The 17849-nt window shown below is 72.3% G+C and carries 19 protein-coding genes; 10 read left to right on the top strand and 9 right to left on the bottom strand.

The window, feature by feature from the left end; genetic code table 11:
* A partial coding sequence (locus E4P40_RS19665) for a BBE domain-containing protein (RefSeq protein ID WP_209305426.1) occupies positions 1-447 on the top strand: 447 nt, incomplete at its 5' end.
* A gap of 60 nt (positions 448-507) precedes the next feature.
* Here E4P40_RS19665 and E4P40_RS19670 read toward each other — a convergent pair.
* On the bottom strand, positions 508-1302 hold the full coding sequence (locus E4P40_RS19670) for an alpha/beta hydrolase (protein WP_135160192.1): 795 nt from the start codon (positions 1300-1302) through the stop codon (positions 508-510).
* A 128-nt stretch (positions 1303-1430) separates the two neighbouring features.
* Between E4P40_RS19670 and E4P40_RS19675 the strand changes: the two genes are divergently transcribed.
* The gene (locus E4P40_RS19675) at positions 1431-2999 is read left to right on the top strand and encodes a wax ester/triacylglycerol synthase family O-acyltransferase (protein ID WP_135160193.1); all 1569 of its coding nucleotides are present in this window, start codon (positions 1431-1433) and stop codon (positions 2997-2999) included.
* 39 nt (positions 3000-3038) lie between these two features.
* On the opposite strand, the gene E4P40_RS19680 is transcribed toward E4P40_RS19675, so the two are convergent.
* On the bottom strand, positions 3039-3923 hold the full coding sequence (locus E4P40_RS19680; protein WP_135160194.1) for a helix-turn-helix transcriptional regulator: 885 nt from the start codon (positions 3921-3923) through the stop codon (positions 3039-3041).
* A gap of 137 nt (positions 3924-4060) precedes the next feature.
* Here E4P40_RS19680 and E4P40_RS19685 point away from each other — a divergent pair, with 137 nt between their 5' ends.
* Positions 4061-5101, top strand: a complete 1041-nt coding sequence (locus tag E4P40_RS19685; RefSeq protein WP_135160195.1) for an NAD(P)-dependent alcohol dehydrogenase — start codon at positions 4061-4063, stop codon at positions 5099-5101.
* Positions 5102-5175: 74 nt separating this feature from the next.
* Here the strand turns inward: E4P40_RS19685 and E4P40_RS19690 are convergent, their stop codons facing one another.
* From E4P40_RS19690 to E4P40_RS19700, 3 genes are all read right to left on the bottom strand, one after another.
* Positions 5176-7110: an acyl-CoA dehydrogenase family protein gene (locus E4P40_RS19690; protein WP_135160196.1), complete on the bottom strand. Its 1935-nt coding sequence runs from the start codon at positions 7108-7110 to the stop codon at positions 5176-5178.
* Between the two features lie 105 nt (positions 7111-7215).
* On the bottom strand, positions 7216-7548 hold the full coding sequence (locus tag E4P40_RS19695) for a hypothetical protein (RefSeq protein WP_135160197.1): 333 nt from the start codon (positions 7546-7548) through the stop codon (positions 7216-7218).
* 130 nt (positions 7549-7678) lie between these two features.
* On the bottom strand, positions 7679-8455 hold the full coding sequence (locus tag E4P40_RS19700; RefSeq protein ID WP_135160198.1) for an alpha/beta fold hydrolase: 777 nt from the start codon (positions 8453-8455) through the stop codon (positions 7679-7681).
* A 99-nt stretch (positions 8456-8554) separates the two neighbouring features.
* On the opposite strand from E4P40_RS19700, the gene E4P40_RS19705 reads away from it, so the two are divergent.
* Positions 8555-8968 carry a VOC family protein gene (locus E4P40_RS19705; RefSeq protein ID WP_135160199.1) on the top strand — a complete coding sequence of 138 codons (414 nt, stop codon included), beginning with the start codon at positions 8555-8557 and terminating at the stop codon, positions 8966-8968.
* Between the two features lie 10 nt (positions 8969-8978).
* On the opposite strand, the gene E4P40_RS19710 is transcribed toward E4P40_RS19705, so the two are convergent.
* From E4P40_RS19710 to E4P40_RS19720, 3 genes are read right to left on the bottom strand one after another with little or no spacing between them, the layout of a single operon-like run.
* The gene (locus E4P40_RS19710) at positions 8979-9158 is read right to left on the bottom strand and encodes a hypothetical protein (RefSeq protein WP_135160200.1); all 180 of its coding nucleotides are present in this window, start codon (positions 9156-9158) and stop codon (positions 8979-8981) included.
* A gap of 20 nt (positions 9159-9178) precedes the next feature.
* Positions 9179-9538 carry a carboxypeptidase-like regulatory domain-containing protein gene (locus E4P40_RS29385; protein WP_135160201.1) on the bottom strand — a complete coding sequence of 120 codons (360 nt, stop codon included), beginning with the start codon at positions 9536-9538 and terminating at the stop codon, positions 9179-9181.
* Complete coding sequence (locus tag E4P40_RS19720) at positions 9456-10403, bottom strand: trypsin-like serine protease (RefSeq protein WP_167762311.1); 948 nt, start codon at positions 10401-10403, stop codon at positions 9456-9458. The genes E4P40_RS29385 and E4P40_RS19720 overlap by 83 nt, the downstream gene beginning before the upstream one ends.
* Positions 10404-10570: 167 nt before the next feature.
* Between E4P40_RS19720 and E4P40_RS19725 the strand changes: the two genes are divergently transcribed.
* A complete protein-coding gene (locus tag E4P40_RS19725) occupies positions 10571-10741 on the top strand; it encodes a hypothetical protein (RefSeq protein ID WP_209305427.1) in 171 nt (56 codons plus the stop codon).
* Positions 10742-11012: 271 nt separating this feature from the next.
* Here E4P40_RS19725 and E4P40_RS19730 read toward each other — a convergent pair whose 3' ends face one another.
* Positions 11013-11762 (bottom strand): alpha/beta hydrolase, encoded by a 750-nt coding sequence (locus tag E4P40_RS19730; protein WP_135160203.1) that lies wholly within the window; start codon positions 11760-11762, stop codon positions 11013-11015.
* Between the two features lie 144 nt (positions 11763-11906).
* On the opposite strand from E4P40_RS19730, the gene E4P40_RS19735 reads away from it, so the two are divergent.
* From E4P40_RS19735 to E4P40_RS19755, 5 genes are all read left to right on the top strand, one after another.
* On the top strand, positions 11907-14495 hold the full coding sequence (locus E4P40_RS19735; RefSeq protein ID WP_135160204.1) for a DUF4062 domain-containing protein: 2589 nt from the start codon (positions 11907-11909) through the stop codon (positions 14493-14495).
* A gap of 101 nt (positions 14496-14596) precedes the next feature.
* The gene (locus E4P40_RS19740; protein WP_135160205.1) at positions 14597-14830 is read left to right on the top strand and encodes a DUF2007 domain-containing protein; all 234 of its coding nucleotides are present in this window, start codon (positions 14597-14599) and stop codon (positions 14828-14830) included.
* Between the two features lie 27 nt (positions 14831-14857).
* A complete protein-coding gene (locus tag E4P40_RS19745) occupies positions 14858-16078 on the top strand; it encodes an epoxide hydrolase family protein (protein ID WP_135160206.1) in 1221 nt (406 codons plus the stop codon).
* A gap of 294 nt (positions 16079-16372) precedes the next feature.
* Entirely contained in the window at positions 16373-17257 is an 885-nt protein-coding gene (locus E4P40_RS19750) for an alpha/beta hydrolase (RefSeq protein ID WP_245160450.1), read from the top strand.
* 8 nt (positions 17258-17265) lie between these two features.
* Positions 17266-17849, top strand: a 584-nt coding sequence (locus E4P40_RS19755; RefSeq protein WP_135160207.1) for an NAD(P)-dependent alcohol dehydrogenase, incomplete at its 3' end; no start/stop codon positions are given.

A 17849-nucleotide genomic window follows, 5' to 3' on the forward strand; every position in this document is an offset into this window, starting at 1 on the left:
CTCCAGGAACACGCGCAGCGCCGCTACTGGAAAGGCCACTACTTCCGCGAGCTGCCCGACGCCGCGATCGCCGCACTCCTGGCGCACGACCCCACCGTCGCCGCCGGTCTGCAGGCCTACGGTGGTGCGATCGCCGACGTACCTGACGACGCCACCGCGTTCAGCCACCGGTCCACCGCTTTCGAGTACGTCTGCGCGGTCCGCTGGATGGAACCGTTCGCAGACGACGTCCGCATGGCCACCGCCCGGCGCAGCGCAGCAGCACTGGCGCCCTTTGCCAGCGGGGTCTACGTCAATGCGCTCTCCGACGACGGTGCGGCCGGGGTGCACCGCGCCTACCCGCCCGCGAAGCTGGCGCGGCTGACCGCGCTGAAGGACGCCGTCGACCCCGACAACGTCTTCCACCTCAACCACAACATCGCGCCCGGCCGGGCAGAGGCCCGCTGACGACGCTCGTCCCGTCACGGGCGGCTCCAGCCGCCGATCCGGGCCTGATCCGCCCGGTCGCTACGCGGTCCGTCCGGCCAGGACGGCGAGCCGCTCGCCGAGCAGTCCGTAGACCTGCGGGTGGACGCTCATGCCGACGTGGCTCGAGTCGATTTCGACGTTGTCGGCATCCGGGTCGACGCACGCGTGCCAGTCGACCACCCAGTCGCTGCGCGAGTAGACCGAGACGTACGGCACGTGCATGGGGAACGGCCGGTCCAGCCACTCGGCGAGTTGCTCGGCGCACCGCCCCTGCAGGCAGTCGTCGCGGAACATCCCGGGCACACCGGCCGTGCCGAGCGCGGCCACGAGGCGCACCTGCCGGGCGACCAACGGGTTGATCGCCATGTGGTCGACGTTCGGGCTGCCCAGGGTGACGATCCCCGCGACGCGGTCGGGCTGCCGCATCGCCATGATCTTGGCGAACAACCCCCCGCGGCTCTGTCCGACGATCGCCGCGGGTCCACCCGTCCGGTCGGTGAACTCGACCAGCCGGCGTTCCAGGCGCTCGACCGCCTGCCGCGTGCAGTCGACGTTGACGCGGATGAGCGAGGTGCACGGTCGATAGCCACGGGCGTGCAGCCACCGCTTCATCATCGACAGCGACGGGTCGCCGGCGAGGAAGCCCGGGACCAGCAGGACCGGCAACCCGCCCCCGTCCGGGACGCCGTCCCCCCGCCACACGGCGGACCGCAACAGCTCGGACGCCTCCATCCAGGGCCGCTGCAGGGCGAGCAGGGCCGCCACCGGGGAGGCCCCGATCCACGGGGGCGCCCCGTCGACGGGTGTGCGCTGTGCCGGCGCTGCTGTGCGCATGTGGTTCCTCGTCTCCGTCGTGACCCCAGGGGCCCGGCCGTACCCATCCCTGCTGTTGGAGCGCCCGGCCCCCGCCCATGAGAGTGTGACGCCTGACACATTGTGCACATCGCAGGGAGGCCACGGCGATGAAGCAGCTGTCGGGTCTGGACGCGACGTTCCTCCACCTGGAGACGTCCGCCCAGTTCGGCCACGTGTCGAGCCTGTCGATCTACACCCGGCCGGACTCCGCCGACTACCGGCCCTACGAGGCCTGGAAGACGCAGCTCCAGCGGCGGCTGCACCTCCTGGAGCCGCTGCGTCGGCGCCTGGCCGAAATCCCCCTCGGCCTGGATCACCCGTACTGGGTGGAAGACCCCGCCTTCGACCTCGACTTCCACGTGCGCCACACGGCCGTCCCGCCGCCGGGCACCGACGACCAGCTCGCGGCCCTGGTCGGCCGTCTGGTCTCGCGCCCCCTGGACCGGCGCAAGCCGCTGTGGCTGTCGTACGTCATCGAGGGGTTGCCCGACCGCCGCTTCGCCGTCCTGACCATCGTCCACCACGCCACGATCGACGTGGCGTCCGGTGTCGAGCTGATGACACTGATGCTCGACGACAGTCCGGAGGGCGGCGCCGCGCCGCCCGAGGACGACCGGTGGACACCGGAGCGCCCTCCCGGGGACCTGGAGATGCTCGCCCGCGGCGCGCTGGGTCTCGCCCGCAAGCCCGCGCGCGGGCTCCTGCTCGCTGCCTGGAGCGCCAGGGAGATCGGCCGGGCGACACGCAATCCCGTGCTCGTCCGGACGGCGAACGACGTGCGCCGGAGCCTGCGTGGACCACTGGGCACTGTGCTCAACCTGGGACGCCACCGTCCCGAGGAGCCCGATGCGACGCCCGCCGTGCCCAGCGTCCGGCCACCGCGCACGCCGTTCAACGGGCCCATCACCCCGCACCGGAAGCTGGCCATCCGGTCGACGTCGCTCGACGTGGTGAAGCAGGTGAAGTCGGCGTTGGGCGTCACCCTCAACGACGTGGTCATGGCCGCCTGCGCCGGCGGGCTGCGCACCTTCCTCGACCGCCGTGGTGCGCTCCCGGCAGATCCGCTCGTGGCCCTCGTCCCTGTGTCGGTGCGGACCGGGGAGGAGAGCGACCGCTGGACCAACCGGGTGTCGATGCTCTCGGCCGTCCTGCCGACCGACGAACCCGACCCCGTACGGCGGGTCCGGCGCGTGCACGACTCGATGTCCAGCAGCAAGGAGATCTTCTCGGCCCTTCCCGCCGAGCGGCTCACCGACTTCGCCGAGTTCCCGCCGCCGGCAGTGTTCGCGCGGGCGATGCGGCTCAGTGCCCGGCTCCGCCTCGGGTCGCGGCTGACGCCGGGCAACCTGGTCATCTCCAACGTCCCCGGTCCGCGCACACCGCTCTATGCCGCCGGCGCGCGGCTCGAGCACTACTTCCCGGTCTCGACCATCGTCGAGGGCCAGGGTCTCAACATCACCGTCCAGAGCTATCTCGACCGCCTCGACTGGGGCCTGGTCTCCTGTGCGGAACTCCTGCCGGACGTCGACGTGCTCCTCGGCGACATCCTCGGCGAGATCGACACACTGGCGGCCGCAGCGGGAGTAGCGGCCGCGGCGCCAGGGGCGGAGTCCGCCGCCCCGGCGCCTGGGCGTCTTTCCCGCGCCCGCGGCGCTTCCGCACGCGCGGGTCAATGACGGTGCGCGCTCTGCACGCCGGTCGACACCCGCGTCGGCTCAGGACCGTTCGCGGGCAGGAGCGGCCGTGTCGACGGTGGTCGCCGCCCAGCTGGCCAACAGCGTGAGCGCGTCCTCCGAGGGTGAGCCGGGTTCGGCCGTGTAGATCGTCAGCCGGAGCCCTCGGTGCTCCTCGGCGGGCAGGTCGAGGGTGTAGTAGCCGAGGTCCAGAGCGCCGACGACGGGGTGGCGGAAGCTCTTGGCACCGTTGTGGTGGATGCGGACGTCGTGCGCCGCCCAGCGGGTGCGGAACTCCTCGCTCACCGTGGACAACTCGCCGACGAGCTCGCGCAGCTGCGTGTCGTTCGGGTAGCGACCGGCCTCGGCGCGGAGCAGGGCGACGGTGATGCTGGCCGCGCCCTCCCAGTCGGGGTAGAACTCGGGTGCCCGATGGTCCAGGAACTGGAACCGGGCGAAGTTCGCCTGCCGCCCGGGGACGTCGAACAGCGGTGAGTGCAGCGCCCGGCCCAGTGAGTTGGCCGCCACGATGTCCAGGCGGCCGTTCGCGACGAACGCTGCAGACGCCGTCATCGAGTCCAGCATCCACTGCACGCGCGGCTGGATCTGCGTCCGGCTGCGTCGCTGGGGGGTCCGGGCCGGCTTGATGGCGGCGCGGGCCAGGTCGAACAGGTAGGTCCGTTCGGCCTCGTCGAGTTGCAGCGCCCGGGCGACCGCCTCCAGGACGTCCTCCGAGACGCCGGCGATGTGGCCCTTCTCCAGCCGCGTGTACCACTCAATGCTCACCCCGGCGAGGACGGCGACCTCCTCGCGGCGGAGCCCGGGGACCCTTCGCCGACCGCCCCCTGGGAGCAGGCCCGCCTGCTCGGGGGTGATCCGGGCGCGACGGCTGGCCAGGAAGTCGCGGATGTCGTTGCGGTTGTCCACCGGGCCGACGCTACGGCGCGCCCGGGGTGGAGGGAGGTCGAGCTTCTACCCCCCACAAACCCGACCTCCCACCCCTGCACGAGGAGGCGTTCCGTGGACCTCGACCCCGCCCAGTCCGCTTCAGAAGGAGCACCACCATGCGCGTCGACGCCTACGCCGCCCCCGCCGCCGGGCAGCCCCTGGCCCGCACCTCCATCGAGCGCCGGGCCGTCGGTCCGAACGACGTCCTCATCGCGATCGAGTACGCCGGCATCTGCCACTCCGACATCCACACGGTCAACGGCGACTGGGGGCCGCAGCCCTTCCCGGTGGTCCCGGGCCACGAGATCGTCGGCCTCGTCGCCGAGATCGGGCCCGACGTCACGCGGCACCGGATCGGTGACCTCGTCGGGGTGGGCTGCATGGTCAACTCCTGCGGCGAGTGCGCCAACTGCCGCAACGGCGACGAGCAGTACTGCTCGACGGGCATGGTGCCCACCTATGCCGGCACCGACCGCGACGGCACCATCACCCAGGGCGGCTACTCCACGCACGTCGTGGTGGACGCCGACTACGTCCTGCGCGTGCCCGCCGGGATCGACCCAGCCGCGGCCGCGCCGCTGCTGTGCGCCGGCATCACCACCTACTCCCCACTGCGCCGCTGGGGCGCCGGGCCCGGCAAGCGCGTCGCCGTCGTCGGTCTGGGCGGCCTGGGACACATGGCCGTCAAGATCGCGGACGCGATGGGCGCCGGGGTGACCGTGCTGTCGCAGTCGTTGAAGAAGCAGGAGGACGGCCTGCGGCTGGGCGCCGACGACTACTTCGCGACCAGCGACCCGGACACGTTCACCGAACTGGCCGGACGGTTCGACCTCGTCGTCAACACCGTCAGTGCGGGCATCGACGTCGACGCGTACCTGTCGCTCCTGAGGGTGGACGGCGCCCTCGTCAACGTCGGCGCCCCGGCCGAGCCGCTGAGCCTCAACGTGATGTCGCTGATCGGCGGACGCCGCACGTACGCCGGCTCGATGATCGGCGGGATCACCGAGACCCAGGAGATGCTCGACTTCTGCGCTCAGCACCACATCGGTGCCGAGGTGGAGGTCATCGCCGCCGACCGGGTCAACGAGGCCTACGAGCGTGTGCTGGCCTCCGACGTCCGCTACCGCTTCGTCATCGACACCGCGACCCTGACGTGACGTCCGACCAAGCTGACCCGGCCTGCATTCCCTGCGCCGCACGGCCCACGGGGCCGTCGTCGCCCGCGCTGCGCCTACCGGGTAGCGCCGGCCTCCACCGGGGGCGGAGGCGGCACGAACTGCTCGGCGGCCGGCGGTGCGGCCGTCGGCATCATCGGACCATCGCCCGCCGGGTCGAGCACGTCGTCCTCGAACCATGCGTATCGACCGGAGAGCACCTGCTGCGCGGCCTCGTACTGAGCCCGGTCGTCGTTGGACCACAGCTCCGCGAAGAGCCGATCGGCCCGACGGCGGGCCTGGCCGCAGAACAGGTCGGCCAGTTCCATGGCCTCCTGCCGGCGGTCGGGCTGCTCGCGCCCGATGGTGTCCGCGTAGACGCACGCGCACGCGATGGCGTAGAGCTCGGCACCGATGTCGACGATCCGGCCGAGCAGGTGGCCCTTCTGCTCGAGGCGCGCCTGGTAGCGGCCCATCGCGTAGAACGTCGACCGCGCGAGCTTGCGGGAGTGGCGCTCGACGTAGCGCACGTGCTTGGCCAGCTCCCCGAACTCGGAGAAGGAGCCGGGACGCTGGCCGGCGCCCGTGGTGAGCGTCGGGAACCACTTGGCGTAGAACGCGCCCGCCCTCCCGGCGGCCCTCGCCTTGTCGGCCAGGCGGGAGTCGCCGAGCACCAGGTCCCCCGCCACCCTCAGGTGCTCGTCGACGGCCTCGCGGGCGATCAGGAGGTGCATGATCTCCGTGGATCCCTCGAAGATCCGGTTGATCCGCATGTCGCGCAGCATCTGCTCCGCCGGTACCGGTTTCTCACCGCGCCGCCGGAGCGACTCAGCGGTCTCGTAGGCGCGGCCGCCACGGATCTGGACCATCTCGTCGACGGCCGTCCAACCGAGTTCCGACCCGTAGAGCTTGGCGAGAGCGGCCTCGATGCGGATGTCGTTGCGCTTGTCGTCGGCCAGGCGGCTGGACACGTCGAGCATCGCCTCGAGGCCGAACGCCGTGCCCGCCAGCCAGGCGAGCTTCTGCGCGATGGGGTCGTGCCGGCCGATCGGCTGACCCCACTGCTTCCGCTCGGCCGACCACTGGCGGGCGATCTTCAGCGAGTACTTCGTCGCCGACAGGCAGAACGCCGGCAGTGACAGGCGACCGGTGTTCAGCGTGGTCAGCGCGATCCGCAGCCCCTTGCCCTCGCCGCCGATGACGTCGTCGGCCGGGACGAAGACGTCGTCGAAGCCCGTCACCGAGTTCTCGATGCCCTTGAGCCCCATGAACTCGTTGCGGTGCTCGACCGTGATGCCCTCGCGGTCGGTCGGGCAGAGGAACGCGGTGATGCCTCCCCTATGGCCGTCGGACTTCGGGACGACGGCCATGATCACGACCACGTCGGCGATGGCGCCGTTGGTCGCCCACAGCTTCGTGCCGTTGATCCGGTAGCCGGTGCCGTCATCGGTCGGGACGGCGGTCGTGCTCATGCGTGCCGGGTCCGAGCCGACGTCCGGCTCGGTGAGCAGGAACGCCGAGATGTGGTCCGTGGCCAGCCTGGGCAGCCAGGAGCGCTTCTGCTCCTCGGAGCCGAACAGGCGCAGCGGCTCGGGGAGGCCGATCGACTGATGCGCAGAGAGCAGCGTCGAGATCGAGGAGTGCCAGGTGCCGGCCATGGCCAGGGCCCGGTTGTAGTAGACCTGGCTCAGCCCGAGACCTCCGTACTCCTCGGGGATCTTCATGCCGAGGGCGCCCAGTTCCTTGAGGCCCTCGATGACGTCCTCGGGGATCCTCGCCTCGCGCTCGATCTGCTGCCGGTCCACGCGCTCGGTGAGGAAGGCGCGGAGACGCTCGAGGAACTCCTCGCCCTTCGTCACCGCGGCCGGGTCGAGATCGGGCTGCGGATGGATCAGGTCGAGCCGGAAGTTGCCGAGGAAGAGCTGCTTTCCGAACGACGGTTTCGTCCATTCGGTCTCACGGCTGGCCTCGGCCACCTGCTTCGACTGCTCGTACGACGGATTCGACGCCATGCACCACCATCACCCCCCACGCGTCGTGGGACAACGGATCTCGCCCTCGTGGTTCCGGCAGCGCGGGGACCGCGGCGCCGTTGTGGCCGGTCCCGGGTCCGAGGATCAGAGCTGCAGGATCGATGCTGCGACCAGGTAGGCCGCGGACACACCTGCTGGGTCGTGCAGATCTCCGGGGCTCTCCGATGCCGTCCGGGACCGTTCGCGCACCGCGGCGCCAGGGTCCTCGGTGACGAGGTCGACGCACAGGCCGGTGACGACGGCACGTGCGTCGTGCTCGTCCAGACCGTAGAGGGCGAGCCCGTTGTGGAGCAGGGTCGCCGCCTCCTGGAACACCTCACGGGCCATCCCGAGGTCCACCTCGGGCCGTGCCCGGGCCACGTCCTCTGCGGTGGCCAGGAACCGATCGAACGGTGGGCCTGCGCTGCTGGGCGGCATACCCGGAACCTCGCAGCGCGCCCACGGTCCGGCAAGCAGATATCGCGCTCCGGACGGCGAATGGCCCGTGAGCGTGGACCGCTCCAGAGGCCCGTGCAGGACTCGTCCGAGGCGTCACCGCCCGATCGGGTCAGTTCGTGCGCTCGACGCGCGCGAGCCACTCGGCCAGGAGGGCGCGCAGGAGGTCCGGCTGCTCGTGGGGCAGGGCGTGCCCCGCGTCGTCGAGCACGGCGAGCGAGGCGTGCGGGTACTCGCGGACGAGGTCGGCAGCGGCGGCGTACCCGACGGTCGAGTCCAGCCGACCCGCCACGAGCAGCGTCGGGCCCTCGTACGCCGGTGAGTCGTGCGGCGTGAGCGCCCACCGTTCGCCCATCCGCTCGAGCGCCGCCTCGTCGACGAGCGCCGCTGCGGGGGCGACGTAGCGTTCGTAGCGGTCGAGCATCTCGGCGGTCTGGATCACGAAGTAGCTGCGGAAGTCGTCGTCCCCCAGCTCGCCGGACCCGGCGGCGACGCGGTGCTCGGGGATGTCGCGCAGTCCCGGTAGCAGCGGGCAGACCAGCGCCAGGCCGGCGACCTGGGCGGGGCGCCGCGCGGCCATCGCCTGCGCGTAGTAGGCGCCCGCCGAGTGACCGACCAGGAGGTGCGACGTGCCGCCGGTGACCTCGTCGGCGAAGTCGAGCAGCGTGTCGAGGACGTCGTCGGCGCTGCACAGCGTCGCTGGCGCGGTCGTCCGGCCCATCCCGGGCAGGTCGGGGTAGATCCGCCGCAGCCCGGCAGCGCTGAGTGCCGGCTCGAAGCAGGCCTCGGCCTCGCGGTGGTCGACGCCGGCGCCGTGGAGCACCAGCACCGGGCGACCGGTCCCGTGCTCGACGTGGTGCACCGCCACCTGGCCCGCCCGAATCTCCATCCACGTCAGCTAACCGCAGGACGCAACCGATGAGTGCCCGGTCCGGCACAGGTCCTAGCGTGGAACGCGGCGCCGTCCGCCGAGGGGAGGAGTCCGACCATGAGGACCCTGCACGTCGGCCTCCGGGTGGCCGATCGCGAGCGGTCTCTGGCGTTCTACACGGCCGTCGGCTACGAGGTGGTCGGCAGCGTGCCCGAGACCCCCATCGGGCACCTCACCATGCTCAAGCTCCCGGACGACGACTTCGTCACGATCGAGCTCGTCCACGATCCCAGCCGTCAGGTGGACACCGGTACCGGCCTCAGCCACCTCGTGATCAAGGTCGAGTCAATGGACGCCACCGTCTCGGAACTGGCCGCGCGGGGCATCGAGGTGGAGACGCCGTCCTCCCCGGACGGTTCGGAGGACTTCCGCACCACCATGGTCACCGACCCCGACGGCAACCGGATCGAGCTGGTCCAGTGGCCGACGGGCCACCCCGACGGCATGACCGCGGCCGACTTGGCCGACTGACTGCGGTCAGTCAGATGATGCGGACCTGGACGCGGATCTCCCGCGGGTCGGCGTGGGTCATCGCGGTGACGAGATCGACGGCCATGTCCTCGACGTCGTCGAGCGTGTCCGCGTGTGTCGTGCCGATCCCCGGGACGTCGATGACCCAGGAGTCGCCCTCGCGGATAGCGGTTGCGGTGTAGTCGGCCATCCGTCCTCCAGATCGACTCATCACGACGAGGGCCGGAGGACGAGCCTGACCTGCGCGGCTCGCGCACGTCCGACGTCGACCGTCTCCTCGCCACTTCCCTGCTCGCCGTACGCCGCGACACGGTAGGAGCCGGCGACCGGCACGCCGAGCGAGAAGCCACCGTCCTCCTCCGTGAGGACGGCGACGTCCGGAACCTCCACCGGCGCGTGGGTCACCGCGACCCGGGCATCGGTCACGGGCCGGCCCGCCGCATCCACGACGACGCCACTGATGAGCAGTGGTTCTCCTCCTACCGGGTCAGGCGCTCCAGGCGACGAGGTTGTTGAACACCTCCTGGGTGATGCGGGTCCCGCTGTTGGAGGTCGATCCGCCGTAGGCATGCACCGCTACGCCGTACCGTGCGCCGTTGTCGACGCGGTAGACGGCACTTCCGCTCTGGCCGCCGGCGCTGTCGACGACGTAGAAGACCTTGCGCGGTCCGACCGAGCTCACCGCGTCCGAGTGGTACCACTGCGTCCCGCCGGGCTTGTCCCCCGGGTAACCGGAGATGTTCACCGTCGACCCGTTCAGGGTGGCGTCGGTGTAGGCGCCGATCCCGAACCAGCCGGTCTGGGCGCCGAGGTCCGTCGACAGGATGATCGCGCCGTAGTCGTACTCGTGGTTCCCGTCGTTGGCCCAGGCGTTGACCGTCCGGAGGTTCGAGGAGGTGACCGAGCCGTACGGGAGCGTCGCCGCGTTGCGGCCCGGCATCACCTGGATGCTCTGCACCCACCCGTCCCGCGCGGCGATGCCGCTGTTCTTGATGTAGACGCAGTGCCCCGCGGTCGCGAGCGTGTGCCGGCCGACGAACCACCCGGTCCCGATCCAGCGGGAACCGTCCCTCGCCGTGATCAGCAGCGACGCGTGCACCCGCCAGGGGTAGTCCGCGGTGTTGGTGATCTGGACCCGGTTGTCCTGGCCGATCACGAGCTCGGGGCCGGCCATCGGGCCGTAGGACGCCTCGCCGATCGGCCGCAACCCGGTCAGGTCCGGGACGACCTCCCCGAGATCGAGCGCCGCCGCCGCGACGGCCCCCACCGCTTCCACGCCGCCCGACGGCTCGATCACCTCGCCGCCCTCGCCGGTGGCGGGAGCGTTGGACAGCACGTCCTTCTCGAGCTGCTCGCCGACGTTGTCCGCCTCGTTCGAGACGGGCCCATGCGGGTCGGACAGGCCGTCGACGGTGGTTCGGGTCTGGTCGTTCATCTCGGTACTCCCCCTTTCGGGCGGGGCAGGATGGCTCCGCGTGCGCTGCGGCCGGCCACGGTGCCTCGCTGCTGCACTGGCCAGGGGGACGCTAGGGAGGACGTCGTCACGGGACCGTCACGGGACCGTCACCTGCGAGCGGGACGACCCACTGGTTGACTCATCCGATGGTTGAGCCACTGCCCGAGCCGGACCGGCCGATCGACCCCGACGAGCCGGTGCCCGACGATGCGGCCGAGCTGCTCCCCGACGCCCCCGAGCCGCTCCCGCCCGCACCGGTCGAGGCGACACCGGACGACCCCGGCGGGGACCCGGGGGGCGTGCCCGAGCCCGCCTGACCCGCACACCCGGAGCAGCGACCGACCCCGGGGCGCCCCGGAGTCGACGATCCACGCTGGACAGGTCCGTCGAAGCGCTCGCAGCAGGCCGCCTGGCCAGCCGCGCGCCCACCGGTCGGTGAGGGCCGCGAGCTCCACACCCACCGACGCGGAGGGCGAGCAGGCGGTCCTCCTGCTCCTCGGTCAGGCCCATGACGGCAGCGGGCGCACGACGTGCTCCCGGGCGATGCGCGAACGCGTCAGGTCCATCGCAGGTCCGCCGTCCGTCGGGTCAGGCCATCGCGGGCGACGTGGCCCCGGCGGCCTGGAGGATCAGCTCGGTCGCGGCCTCGGGCTGGGAGACCATGGCGGCGTGGGAGGCCGCAACCTCCTGGATCCGCGCGTTCGCGCGCTCGGCCATGTACCGCTGGGTCGCGGCCGGGATGGCCTTGTCCTCGGTGCAGAGCAGGTACCAGGACGGGATCGTCTTCCACGCCGGCGCGCCCGAGGGCTCGTAGAACCCGGCACCGCTCCACGGCCGCTGCGTCGCGGCCATGACGTCGGAGGTGTCGCGGTCGACGTCGGCGGCGAAGGCCGCGTGGAACTGCCCCCTGTCGAGGTAGAGGTCCTGGCCTCCCTCGCTGCCGTCCCGTGCGGTGAACGGCTGGGGCCTGAGCGCAGGACCGACGAGACTGCCCTCGGACCTCTGCTCGAAGACCTGCGCGATGCTCTCCCCCTCGTCGGGCAGCCAGCCGCTGAAGTAGACGAGAGCCTTCACGTGACTGTTCCCGGTCGCGGCGACCGAGATGACGGCCCCGCCGTAGGAGTGGCCGACGAGCACCAGCGGGCCGGACAGGCTCCCCAGGTAGTCGGCCAGGTACCTCGCGTCGTCAGCGAGTCCGCGGAGCGGGTTGGCGAAGCCGATCGCCCGGAAGCCGCGGTCCCGGAGGCCCCGGATCTCGGCCGCGAAGCCGGACGCGTCGGCCCATGCGCCGTGCACCAGGACGATCGTGGGCCTGGTCTCGCCGGATTGCGTGGTCATGTCAGCTCCTCGCTCTCGTCCCCGTGGATCGCCGCGAGGCTCCTCCGCCAGCACGGCGAGCCGACAGAGTCGTGAGTCCTTCCGCCCCGTCCCCGGCCGCGACACGATGGCCCCTTCCCTTCCGCACCTGCCGAGGACGAGCCAATGACGGTGGACGAGCAGGCGGGCATCCGGATCCGGACGCCGGACCAGCGGCTGCGCGTCTTCGTGAGCTCCACGCTGGCCGAGCTGGCGCCGGAGCGGGCGGCGGTCGCCCGTGCGATCACGGCACTCCGGCTGACCCCGGTGATGTTCGAGCTCGGTGCCCGACCGCACCCGCCCCGCGAGCTGTACCGCGCCTACCTGGCGCAGTCGGACGTCTTCGTCGGCCTGTACTGGCAGCGGTACGGCTGGATCGGGCCCGGCATGGACATCTCCGGTCTCGAGGACGAGTTCCGGCTCTCCGGCTCGATCCCCCGGCTGTTGTACGTCAAGGAACCGGCCCCCGACCGGGAGGCCCGGCTGACGGACATGATCGCCGAGCTCCAGTCGCAGGGCGCCGACTCGTACCGCTCCTTCCGCACTCCGCGGGAGCTGGCGCGTCTGGTCCGCGACGACCTGGCCCTGCTCCTGAGCGAGCGTTTCGCGGCCGGGGACGACGTGGCGGCCCCCGCAGCGACCTCGCCGGCGGCTCCGGACCGGCCGGCTGCGCGGTCCCTGCCGGTGACGACGACGTCGCTGATCGGCCGCGAGCAGGACCTCGTCGACGTCTCGACGCTCCTGACGTCCCCCGGCGTGCGGCTGGTCAGCCTGACCGGCCCCGGCGGGGTCGGGAAGACGCGCCTGGCGATCGCCGTCGCACAGCAGCTCGACGGCGACTACCCGCGCGGAGCGGTGTTCGTGCCGCTGGCCTCGGTCGCCGATCCGGCCATGGTGCTGCCGCGCATCGCGGCCGTCCTCGGCGCCGCCGTCGACGGCGCCCGCCGGCCCGCTGACGTCCTGGCCGAGCACGTCGCGGATGCCCGGACGTTGCTCGTGCTCGACAACCTCGAACAGCTCCTCGGCGTCGCCGCCGACCTCGACGCGCTCCTCGCGCGGTGCGCCGGGCTGACCCTCCTCGTCACGAGCCGCACCGCCCTCCGGCTGCGGGCCGAACGGGAGTACCCGGTCCACGCGCTCACAGTGCCGTCGTTCCCGGATCGACCCGGCACGGAGGTGCTCACCGCCCTGCCGGCCGTGCGGCTGTTCGTCGACCGCGCCCAGGCCGTCCGCTTCGACTTCGCTCTCACCGAGGAGAACGCGGCCGCCGTCGCGGAGGTCTGCCGCCGTCTCGACGGTCTCCCGCTCGCCATCGAGCTTGCGGCCGCCCGCAGCCGCCTGCTGGATCCCCGTGCGCTGCTCGCGCGGCTCCGGAGTCGCCTCGACGCCCTGGGTCCCGGGCCGGTCGACCTCCCCGAACGCCAGCGCACCCTGCGCGCGACCGTCGAGTGGAGCGTCGGACTGCTCGAGGACGCCGCGCAGCAGATGTTGGCGACCCTGTCGGTCTTCGTCGATGGCTGGACCGTGGAGGCGGCCACGCACGTCTCCGGCCTGTCCGAGGACCGGACGCTCGACCTGCTCGACGAGCTCTCCGTGCACAGCCTCGGGACCATCGACGCCTTCGCCGCCGGACCCAGGTTCGGGATGCTCGGGGCGGTCCAGGAATTCGCGGCCGAACGTCTCGCCGGCAGGGCGGACCGGGACGACATCGAACGGCGGCATGCGGAGTACTTCGGGGCGCTGGTGGAGAACGCCGACTGGCCCGCCGAGCGACAGGGCGAGTGGGCCGCCCGGCTGCTCGCCGAGGAGGAGAATCTGCGGGTCGCCATCCGGTGGTTCCTCGCGCACGACATCGCGCCCTTGCCGCACATCTTCCGGATCCTCTGGCTGTTCTGGCAGATGCGCGGTCGCATGCCCGAGGGCCACGCCTGGCTCGCGGAGGTGCAGCGCCGCGCCGACGTCCTGGACGACCGGGCCCGCGGCGAGCTGCTGTTCACCTCGGCCGTCACCGCTGTCGAGGTCGGTGACGACGACAGCGCGCTGGCCGCCGTGGACGAGCTCGGCCGGCTCAAGGGCCGCATGGGGGATCCGTACCTCGAGAGCGCCGCCCAACTGGCCATGTCGTGGATCCTCCCGATCGTCGACGACCTCGACGGAGCGCTGGACAAGGCGTCGACGGCGCTGGCCGGCTTCCGCAGCCAGAACGAGCCGTTCATGGCGTTCGCCGCGCTGACCGTCGGGATGCTGGAGATGACGCGCGGCCACGACGAGGCCGCCCGCGCGCATCTCCTGGAGGTTCACGAACTCGGCGGCATGTTCGGCAACGACTGGCTCACATCGAGCGCGCGAGCCCAGCTCGCCGCCCTCGCCGTGCGGTCCGGACACCTGGACGAGGCCCGCTCGCTCCTGGTCGAGTCGGTGGACGCGGACGAGGACACCGAGGTGAGCACCCTCACCCTGACCTTCTCACTCGTCGCCGCTGCCCAGCTGGCCCTGGCCCGAGCCGACGCGCGGCGGGCCGCCACCGCCCTCGGTGCGGCCGACGGGCTGCGACGCCGGGCAGGCCTCCGCGCCTGGCCCTCGACGCGATCGGGCGAGGCCGAGCTGGCCACCCGCGTCGCGCAGGAGATGGACGCCGGGGACCACGAGGAATCCTTCGCCGCCGGCGCCGGACTCGGTCACCGCGAGGCGGTCGCGCTGGTCCGCCGTCCCTAGGTCCCTGGCCGGGCAGACCAGGGACTTCCCCGGGTGCGACAAGTCCCCCGGTGGTCCGACGGTGGTCCGACGGGGCCGGCGGCGAGACCGAGGAGCGAGCCGTGGAACGTGCGCCCGTCTCCGTGGCCACCGTGGGCAGCCGTGTCGAGGGAGAACTCATCGTCGGACTGCTGCGCAGTGCCGGTCTGAGGGCTGCCGTCGTCACGGACGACGCCGGCGGGCAGGAGCCCCAGTGGCAGCTCGGCGGTGTCCGGGTGCTCGTCCCGGCGTCGGACGAGGCCGCGGCCCGCGAGCTCCTCACCGACGGCGCAGCCGGACCCGCCCGCCGGACCTGAGTCCCCATCCCGATCGAAGGAGATCTCGTGAGCACGACCCTCGAATCCGCCGTCCAGATCCGCCCCTTCCACATCGCCGTCCCGCAGGAGGCGCTCGACGACCTGCGCCGCCGGATCACGCAGACCCGGTGGCCGTCGTCGGAGCTGGTCGCCGACCGCTCGCAGGGTGTCCAGTCGGCGACCGTCCAGGCGCTCGCCCGCTACTGGTCCACCGAGTACGACTGGCGCCGGATCGAGGCGAGGCTGAACGCACTGCCGCAGTTCAAGACGGAGATCGACGGCGTGGACATCCATTTCGTCCACGTGCGCTCGCCGCACGCCGCCGCGATGCCGCTGATCATGACGCACGGCTGGCCGGGCTCGGTCATCGAACTGCTGGACTCCATCGGCCCGCTCACCGACCCGACCGCGCACGGGGGGCGCGCCGAGGACGCGTTCGATCTCGTGCTGCCGTCCCTGCCCGGCTACGGCTTCTCGGCCGAGCCGACCGAGGTCGGCTGGAACGTCGCCCGGGTCGCGACGGCGTGGGCGGAGCTCATGCGGCGCCTCGGCTACACCCGGTACGTCGCCCAGGGTGGCGACGTGGGCGCTGGAGTCACCGACGCGATGGGCCGCCAGGCACCCCAGGGCCTGGCGGGCATCCACATGAACCTGCTCGTCACCGCCCTGGGCGGCCCTCAGCCGGCGGAGACCGAGAAGGAACGGGCGGCGACCGCAGCGCTCGCCTACTTCCAGCAGGTGGGCTTCGGCTACTTCCTGGAGATGGCCACGCGGCCGCAGACGGTCGGCTACGCGCTGCTCGACTCCCCCATCGCCCTCGCGGCCTGGCTGCTCGACCACGACACGGACAGCTACGAGAAGATCTCCCGCGCGTTCGTCGACGGGCAGCCCTCGGGCAGCCTCACGCGGGAGACGATCGTCGACAACGTCACGCTGTACTGGCTCACGGGTACCGGCGCCTCGGCCGCCCGGTCCTACTGGGACAGCTACGGGGCCGCCGCTCAGGCGGCGGCGAGTCAGGCTCCTCCGGACGTCTCGGTCCCGGTCGCGTTCACCACCTTCCCCGGCGAGATCTGGGCGACTCCGCGCACCTGGGCCGAGAAGTCCTACCCCACCCTCAGCTACTTCAACGAGGTCGATAGGGGCGGCCACTTCGCCGCCTGGGAGGAGCCGGGGCTGTTCGCGAGCGAGCTGCGGACGGCGTTCCGCCCGCTGCGGGCCCCGCAGATCCCCGGGCCCCGTCGCTGACCGCGCCGTCGACCGCAGCGGTGGAACGGGCGACGACGGCGTCCGTTCCACCGCTGTCCTGTTCGGACCTCGAGGCCGCGAGAAGCTCCACCGGCCTGGAGCCGGGCTGCGCGTCGTCGGTCGACCGCTCCCTCGTCCGGACGCGCACCCGGCTGCCGAAGGGTTCCCCTGCCACCCGCCATCGGGCCAGGCTGGGGACCCGGGACCCTCCTCCGCGACACCGTGCCCGCCGATGACTTCCGGCCTCACGGTCCGTCAGTACGGGAGGGGGAAACTTCGACGAGGAGCAGCAGCATGACGACAGTGACCGACCGGACGACGCACACCCTCGAGGTGCCGGGCGCGGTGCTGACCTACGACGTCCGGAGGAGCGACGCCGGCAGCGAGCCCGCGCTGGTGCTCATCGGGTCGCCGATGGGAGCCGCGGGGTTCGGGACGCTCGCCGGCTACTTCGACGACCGCACGGTCGTGACCTACGACCCGCGCGGAGTCGAGCGCAGCCGCCGCACGGACGGCGCGGCCACGACGACGCCCGAGGAGCACGCGGACGACGTGTCCCGGATCATCGCCGCTCTCGACGCGGGGCCCGTCGACCTGTTCGCCAGCAGCGGCGGCGCGGTCAACGCGCTCGCGCTGGTCGCGCGCCATCCCGAGCAGGTGCGCACGCTGGTCGCGCACGAGCCGCCGACGGCCGCGCTGGTGCCCGACTCCCAGTTCGCCCTGGCCGCGTGCCAGGACATCCACGCGACGTACCTGAGGGACGGCATGGGCCCCGCGATGGCCAAGTTCATCGCGATCGTGTCGCACAGGGGCCCCATCGGCCCCGACTACGTCGAGCAGCCCGCGCCGGATCCAGCGATGTTCGGACTGCCGACCCAGGACGACGGCTCCCGGGACGACGTCCTGCTCGGGCAGAACCTCCTCCCCTGCACCCACTACGAGCCCGACGTCGCGGCTCTCCGCTCGGCGTCGACCCGCGTCGTCCTGGCGGCCGGCGCCGAGTCCGACGGCGAGCTCGCCCACCGTGGTGCGCACGCCGTCGCCGAGCGCGTCGGCACGACGCCCGTGACGTTCCCGGGCGGCCACAACGGCTTCCTCGGCGGCGAGTACGGCCAGACGGGCGAGCCCGAGGCCTTCGCCGCGCGCCTGCGCGAGGTCCTCACCGCTCCTGCGGGGTGAGCCCTTCCATGCGGGCGGCGGTCCACGACCGGTACGGGTCCCCCGAGGTGCTGCGCATCATGGAGGTCCCGGTGCCGGCGCCGGGACCGGGACAGGTGCTGGTCGAGATCGCCGCCACCTCGGTCAACCTCAGCGACTGGGAGGGGCTGACCGGGTCACCCGCCTACGCGCGCCTCGGTGGGCTGCGCGCACCGCGTCGCCGAATCCTCGGGTCGGACATCGCGGGCCGGGTGACGCAGGTCGGCGCGGGCGTGACCGGCCTCCGGCCCGGCGACGAGGTCTACGGCGACAACCTGGCGCTGCTGGGCGGCTTCGCCGAGTACGCCGTGGCCGCCGAGTCCGCCCTCGCGCCCAAGCCGGCTGCCCTGACCTTCGCGCAGGCGTCCGCCCTCCCCCAGGCCGGCGCCATCGCCCTGCAGGGCACCGCCGGCGCGGCCGCCGGACGCCGGGTGCTCATCAACGGCGCCGGCGGTGGATCGGGGTCGTTCGCCGTCCAGCTGGCCAAGCGGCTCGGCGCGCACGTGACCGGGGTCGACAACGGTCGCAAGCTCGACTTCATGCGCTCGCTCGGCGCCGACGACGTCCTCGACCA

Source organism: Blastococcus sp. CT_GayMR20 (genome assembly GCF_004570345.1).

What these genes read in the sequence shown, in the direction of transcription:
- E4P40_RS19670 (WP_135160192.1), bottom strand. Translation starts at nt 1,302, where the DNA reads ATGCGCACAGCAGCGCCGGCACAGCGCACACCCGTCGACGGGGCGCCC.
- E4P40_RS19675 (WP_135160193.1), top strand. Translation starts at nt 1,431, where the DNA reads ATGAAGCAGCTGTCGGGTCTGGACGCGACGTTCCTCCACCTGGAGACG.
- E4P40_RS19685 (WP_135160195.1), top strand. Translation starts at nt 4,061, where the DNA reads ATGCGCGTCGACGCCTACGCCGCCCCCGCCGCCGGGCAGCCCCTGGCC.
- E4P40_RS19690 (WP_135160196.1), bottom strand. Translation starts at nt 7,110, where the DNA reads ATGGCGTCGAATCCGTCGTACGAGCAGTCGAAGCAGGTGGCCGAGGCC.
- E4P40_RS19695 (WP_135160197.1), bottom strand. Translation starts at nt 7,548, where the DNA reads ATGCCGCCCAGCAGCGCAGGCCCACCGTTCGATCGGTTCCTGGCCACC.
- E4P40_RS19700 (WP_135160198.1), bottom strand. Translation starts at nt 8,455, where the DNA reads ATGGAGATTCGGGCGGGCCAGGTGGCGGTGCACCACGTCGAGCACGGG.
- E4P40_RS19705 (WP_135160199.1), top strand. Translation starts at nt 8,555, where the DNA reads ATGAGGACCCTGCACGTCGGCCTCCGGGTGGCCGATCGCGAGCGGTCT.
- E4P40_RS19710 (WP_135160200.1), bottom strand. Translation starts at nt 9,158, where the DNA reads ATGGCCGACTACACCGCAACCGCTATCCGCGAGGGCGACTCCTGGGTC.
- E4P40_RS29385 (WP_135160201.1), bottom strand. Translation starts at nt 9,538, where the DNA reads ATGCCTACGGCGGATCGACCTCCAACAGCGGGACCCGCATCACCCAGG.
- E4P40_RS19720 (WP_167762311.1), bottom strand. Translation starts at nt 10,403, where the DNA reads ATGAACGACCAGACCCGAACCACCGTCGACGGCCTGTCCGACCCGCAT.
- E4P40_RS19725 (WP_209305427.1), top strand. Translation starts at nt 10,571, where the DNA reads ATGGTTGAGCCACTGCCCGAGCCGGACCGGCCGATCGACCCCGACGAG.
- E4P40_RS19730 (WP_135160203.1), bottom strand. Translation starts at nt 11,762, where the DNA reads ATGACCACGCAATCCGGCGAGACCAGGCCCACGATCGTCCTGGTGCAC.
- E4P40_RS19735 (WP_135160204.1), top strand. Translation starts at nt 11,907, where the DNA reads ATGACGGTGGACGAGCAGGCGGGCATCCGGATCCGGACGCCGGACCAG.
- E4P40_RS19750 (WP_245160450.1), top strand. Translation starts at nt 16,373, where the DNA reads ATGACGACAGTGACCGACCGGACGACGCACACCCTCGAGGTGCCGGGC.